Source organism: Sphaerotilus natans (assembly GCF_900156335.1).
Taxonomy (GTDB): domain Bacteria; phylum Pseudomonadota; class Gammaproteobacteria; order Burkholderiales; family Burkholderiaceae_C; genus Sphaerotilus; species Sphaerotilus natans.
On record NZ_FTMZ01000044.1, the window covers coordinates 1 to 5,555 of the forward strand.

Annotated in this window: 3 protein-coding genes and 1 pseudogene; 2 read left to right on the forward strand and 2 right to left on the reverse strand. The window is 65.6% G+C overall.

Annotated features, from left to right (window positions below):
• Nucleotides 1–327: 327 nt before the first annotated feature.
• Both BW996_RS20725 and BW996_RS20730 read left to right on the forward strand, forming a co-directional pair.
• Nucleotides 328–846 (forward strand): AAA family ATPase, encoded by a 519-nt coding sequence (locus BW996_RS20725; RefSeq protein WP_076459089.1) that lies wholly within the window; start codon nucleotides 328–330, stop codon nucleotides 844–846.
• Between the two features lie 342 nt (nucleotides 847–1,188).
• Entirely contained in the window at nucleotides 1,189–2,754 is a 1,566-nt protein-coding gene (locus BW996_RS20730; RefSeq protein ID WP_076459090.1) for a PD-(D/E)XK nuclease domain-containing ATP-binding protein, read from the forward strand.
• On the opposite strand, the gene BW996_RS21130 is transcribed toward BW996_RS20730, so the two are convergent.
• Both BW996_RS21130 and BW996_RS21855 read right to left on the reverse strand, forming a co-directional pair.
• Nucleotides 2,741–5,113: a putative bifunctional diguanylate cyclase/phosphodiesterase gene (locus BW996_RS21130; RefSeq protein WP_081838273.1), complete on the reverse strand. Its 2,373-nt coding sequence runs from the start codon at nucleotides 5,111–5,113 to the stop codon at nucleotides 2,741–2,743. The genes BW996_RS20730 and BW996_RS21130 overlap by 14 nt on opposite strands.
• A 131-nt stretch (nucleotides 5,114–5,244) precedes the next feature.
• Nucleotides 5,245–5,555, reverse strand: a pseudogene (locus BW996_RS21855) (IS3 family transposase); the annotation flags it as partial.

Consider the following 5,555-nt stretch of genomic DNA (forward strand, 5'->3'; position numbering starts at 1 on the left):
TCCTCGCGAGGTCTATACCGAAATCGTGCAGGCCAAACTCGCCGAGCGGCACGCGCTTGCTGCCAAAACCGTTGCACTTCAGACTTGACTCCGCCGACGACTCGGACGAGGCGCTGGGTCTGTTGGCCCAAGACAGTTTGACCGAACATCCGCGACGAAAAGCAGAGCGATGCCCAGGCCACCGTCATCACCGCTGGACGGGCTGCCATCGCCGGCCGCTGCCAGTCCGGGTGCACAAACAACGCCAAGCATGACGGCCAAGTTTCGCTCACCCCATGCCGAGCCTATCGGGCCCCGTCCAGACGCCGCTGCGTCTCAGGTGGACGCATGCCGCGTGGCGATGTGAGTGGATGCCCGAACAGTCCTGCAGTCGGCGGTCTCAGGGCACGATCCTGCGCTTCGAGTTCAAGCTGCTGTACAGCCTCTCGGTCGAGTCGGTTTGCCCAGGCCCCGCTGCCGCGTCTCAAGCTGCCGCTGGGCATCCAGAACCTGCGCCAGATTCGCGAGGTCGGGCACGACGACGTCGCCAAGAGCGGCATGGTCGTCGACCTTATCGACGCGGGCCAGTGCTACTTCCTGAGCCGACCCCGCCGCTTTGGCAAGCGTCCGCTGGTCGACACGCTCAAGGAGCTTTTCGAGGGCAACCGGGCTCTGTTCACCGGTCTGGCCGCTCAGCGCCATTCGGTGACCCGAATCGACCTGGGCGAAGGCGAGGTACACAGCCGGGCCGAACTCGAGCGGCCTCTGAACGAGATCATCGACGACCATGTGCACCACCTCGGGCTGACGTGGCATCCCCCGTCGCCCAGTGGCCGCTTCGGCGAACCGATCCACCTCGACGGCTGATGTGGTCAGAGCGCGAGCGCTCAAGCCGCCGTGCTCGCACTGGCGCTGCATCAACTGCTAAGGTGGCACTAAGGTTTTTGGCAGCGATCTTCACTGCGGCCGAGGCGGATTGATTACCCCCATCCGACTTGATGCCGTGCCGCGCGTGATCAAGAATCTGCATGCCGTCACCCCCGGATGGTGATCGGGGGCCGGTGCGCCGCATCTGCTCGGGTGCCCCTTTTCACGATGGCGTGCAGAACCTTGGGCAGCGATAGCCCTGCGCGCCTCGGGTCGATGCCAAGGCGTCTGCGCTCCAGCCCGCAGCCCCTGTCCGAGGGGCGTACTCCGTACACTCGGGCCATGACCACGCCCGCGCTCTCCCGCCTCAAGCTGCCGCTGGGCATCCAGAACCTGCGCCAGATCCGCGAGGACGGCTACTACTACGTCGACAAGAGCGGCATGGCCGTTGACCTCATCGACGCGGGCAAGTACTACTTCCTGAGCCGTCCGCGCCGCTTCGGCAAGAGCCTGCTGGTCGACACGCTCAAGGAGCTTTTCGAGGGCAACCGGGCGCTGTTCATCGGTCTGGCGGCCGAATCCCGATGGGACTGGTCCAAGCAGCATCCGGTGATCCGCATCGACTTGGGCGCAGGTGAAGTGCACAGCCGGGCCGAGCTCGAGCTGCGCCTGCACGAGATCGTCGACGACCATGTGCGTCGTCTAGGGCTGACGCTGCACAACCAGTCGCTCAGCGGCCGATTCGGCGAGCTGATCCACGCCGCTGCACTCCAGGCGGGTCAGCGTGCGGTAGTGCTGGTCGACGAATATGACAAGCCCATCCTCGACAACCTCGCCGACCGCGAGACTGCTGCAGTGATGCGCGACACCTTGCGCAGCTTCTACTCGGTGCTGAAGTCGGCCGATGCCGATCTGTGCTTCGTGCTGCTGACTGGAGTGTCGAAGTTCAGCAAGGTCAGCCTGTTTTCCGGGCTGAACCAGCTCCAGGACATCACGCTCGACGCACGGTGGAGCGCGCTGTGCGGCTACACCGACGAGGACATCGACCGCGTCTTTGCGCCTGAGCTGCCCGGGCTGGACCGCGACGAGATCCGCCGCTGGTACAACGGCTACAACTGGCTCGGCACCGGGGTCTACAACCCCTACGACGTGCTCAACCTGTTCCAGAAGCGGGTGTTCGGCGCGTACTGGTTCGAGACGGGAACGCCGTCCTTCCTGGTCAAGCTGCTCGCCGAGCGCAAGGTCTTCCTGCCTCGGCTTCAGGTGCTGCACACCACGGCGGCGCTGCTCTCCAGCTTCGACGTCGACCGCATCACCCCGGAGGCGCTGCTGTTCCAGGCCGGCTACCTCACCATCCACGACGTGCGCCAACCGGTGCTGGGCAAGTGGATGTACACGCTGGGCTATCCGAACCGCGAGGTCGAGGCGAGTCTGAACGAGGTGCTGCTGCCCGAATACGGCGTGCAGGGTGACGCCGAGGCGCAGGAGCGGCTGACGGTGATCCTGCAGCGCGGTGCGCTCGACGAGCTGGAGGGCTTGATCCGCGCACTGTTCGCCAGCATCCCGAGCGACTGGTATCGCAGCAACCCGCTCGCCGGCTTCGAGGGCCACTACGCCAGCGTCTTCTACAGCCACTTCGCGGCGCTGGGGCTGGACGTGCGGGTGGAGGACGCCACCAGCCACGGGCGCATCGACATGGCGGTGCTGCACGCCGGGCGGGTGTTCCTGTTCGAGTTCAAGGTCGTCGACCGCCAGGCGACGGGCGAGGCGCTGCGGCAGATCAAGGACCGCGGCTACGCGGACAAGTACCGCGCCCGCGGCGAGCCGATCCACCTCGTCGGCATCGAGTTCGGGCGGGCCGAGCGCAATGTCGTCGGCTTCGAGGTGGAGACGATCACGGCGGTGTGAGCGCCTGGTGAGCGCGAACCTGTCGCTCGAAGGCGTCCAGCGGCATGGGTCGACCCAACAGATAGCCCTGGAACAGGCTGCAGCCCAGCTCGATCAGGGCGCTGCGCTGTGATTCGGTTTCGACGCCTTCGGCGATCACCGACAGCCCCAGACCTTGTCCCAGAGCAACGATGGTGCGCACGATCGAGGCGGCATGGCCGGCTCGGACGAGCTCACGGGTGAAGGACTGATCGATCTTGAGCTGATCGATGGGCAGGCGGCTCAGGTAGTTCAGCGACGAGAATCCGGTCCCGAAGTCGTCCATGGACAGACCGACACCGAGCGAGCGCAGACGGATCATGCGCTGCACCAGCCCGTCCAGATCACTGGCCAGAACCGTTTCGGTCAGCTCGAGCTTGAGGCGGCGAGGATCGGCGCCCGTGCGGCTGATCAGGTTCGCGACACGGTCCGGATAGTCTGGAAGAGCCAGCTCGTGCGCACTCACGTTGACGGCGAGCACCAGATGGCGCATCTCGGGCTGTGCGGCCCAGGACGCCAGCTGCCGGCAGGCAGACTCCAGCACCCAGCTGCCCAGGGGCACGATCAGTCCGGTCTCCTCCGCCAGAGGAATGAATCGGGCTGGGGCAATCATCCCGTGCTCCGGATGGTTCCAGCGCACCAGCGTCTCGGCGCCCAGGCAGTGCCCATCCCGGTCGATCTGGGGCTGGTAATGCAGCACCAGCGACAAGCCGCCGTGCTCGATCGCCAGACGAAGTTCGCGTTCGAGCTGAATGGCGCTGTCGAAGCGCGCCTTGAGGTCTGCACTGAAGACCACCGCCCGCGCTCCTCCCTGGCGTTTGGCTTCGCGGGCAGCGATCTCGACGTTCTTGAGCATCTCGTCGGCCGTGGCCGAGCCGGGCTGGAAGACAAGCACGCCACGGGACAGTCCGATCGGTTCGCTGCCCGCTTCGGGCGCCAGTGAGGTGCGCGATGCGCTGTCGATGCGCAGTGCCAGATCAAGGGCGACGTCGATGGCGGCAGGTGCGTCGTGGCCCAGGCCGCGGAGCAGTACCGTGAACTCACCGCCGCCCGTGCGTGCCACCAGATCTCCGGGTCGTGCCAGGCTGGAGATCTGCTGCGCCAACGCACACAGCAGCCTGTCTCCGTTCGCACGGCCTTGGCTGCTGTTGAAGATGCTGAAGTCGTCGATGTTGATAAGCACCAGAGCCGCCCAGCCCTCAGGCTGAGGCGTCAGCGCTGCCAGTTGCTCGCTCAGGTGCGTGTTGTTGGCGACTCCCGTCAGGCGATCCGTCTGGGCCAGCCTCAGCAGAGCCCGGTCCATCAGCTGGGTTTCGCTCTCTCCCTCAGCGACAGGGGCTCCAGCGTGTTGACGTGCTCTCTCCGCCAGGCGAAGAACGGGGCGCACCAGGCGTCCGGCGATGATCCAGGTCCCTGCAGCGAACAGCAGGGAAAGGACCGGTGCCAGCAGCATCATGGAATGCCGTTGTCGGTCCAGGGGCGCGAGCACGTCACTCCTGCGCTGGCGCACCAGCACCGACCAGCCCAGCGCAGTGGTCTCCTCGCTCACGCCCAGGACGACGCGATCGCTCAGCCAGCCGGGCTCTTCGGTGTCCACAGCGAGGCGCTGTGGGGAGGGGGCGCCATTCCCGGCTGCCAGGTCTTTGCCACTGCGATCAAGGATCCTGATCTCGACTGGGGTCGATTTGTGGCGATCAGCCGCTTCGGTCACCAGCGAATCCAGCCAGTGCCAGTACAGATGCATGGCAAGCACACCTGTCGTGGTCCCTTGAGAATCACGCAGTGGCATGGCAATGTCCACGAAGCGTGGTGCATCCCCGTCAGGGGCGGCAGGAAGCAGTCTTGCCAGAAGCAGCGCCGCATGAGGATCGCTGACATGGGTGCTGCGCAGACCGGCGGCGTGCCATGGGCGCTTCGAGACATCGACGCCCTCGAGCATGCCACTGCTGGCTGCCACGACCCGGCCTGCCGGATCTGCCACACCGATCCACGCGCAGGCTGGCTGATGCGACCGGAACAGGTCGACGAGCTTGCGGAGCTGAGCGCGGGACGGCAGGTCCGAAGGCGAATCGCTCACCATCATGGTCGACAACAGCGCCAGTTCCTGCGCATGCCGATGCAGGTTCTGATCCAGAACGGCGGCGACTTCACCCGCGATGGCCTGCAGCCGCCCGCGGGCTGCGGGCTCGAGTTCCTTCTCGAGCTGTCGGTCGATGACGGCGCTCATGAACGCACCGGTGGCGATGCCGAAACCCGCCATGCCCAGCGTGATGCGCACGCGCAGGCTGATTGATCGTCGCAAGACGCTCCACATGAATCTGTCCCCTGGCACGAGCAGCATCAGGGTGCTGCTTTTTTGAACGATTCCATTGTGGGGTTGCTCCAGCCTGGTCCCGAAATGTTCCTGAAAAGTCGATGTATTTGGTTGTGATTCGTGGAACTCGGAGCATGTCAAGGTAGTTGCCGCGTAAGTCATGCCGCGACTGCGCTTATTTCGGCGGCCGCGGCCACACATTCCCGCTCGGGATTGAGCGTGACCGCACCGATGGGCGACCAGTCGCGGGTCTTGCCCGACCAGCGTTTCGGGTTCGCCTGACGGGCTTGGCCGTACAGCGCATCGCGCGCCGCCAGGATCTCCCGGTCCTGCCCTGCATGGCGCTGTGCCGGACTCACAAACCGGATGCCGCTGTGACGGTGGTCGTGGTTGTACCAATGCACGAACGCGCTGGCCCACTGCCGCGCGGCCTGCAGATCCTTGAAGCCGCCGCTGGCCGGGAACTCCG

Coding starts and splice junctions, on each gene's coding strand:
- BW996_RS20725 (WP_076459089.1), top strand. CDS start 328: ATGCCGCGTGGCGATGTGAGTGGATGCCCGAACAGTCCTGCAGTCGGC.
- BW996_RS21130 (WP_081838273.1), bottom strand. CDS start 5,113: ATGCTGCTCGTGCCAGGGGACAGATTCATGTGGAGCGTCTTGCGACGA.
- BW996_RS20730 (WP_076459090.1), top strand. CDS start 1,189: ATGACCACGCCCGCGCTCTCCCGCCTCAAGCTGCCGCTGGGCATCCAG.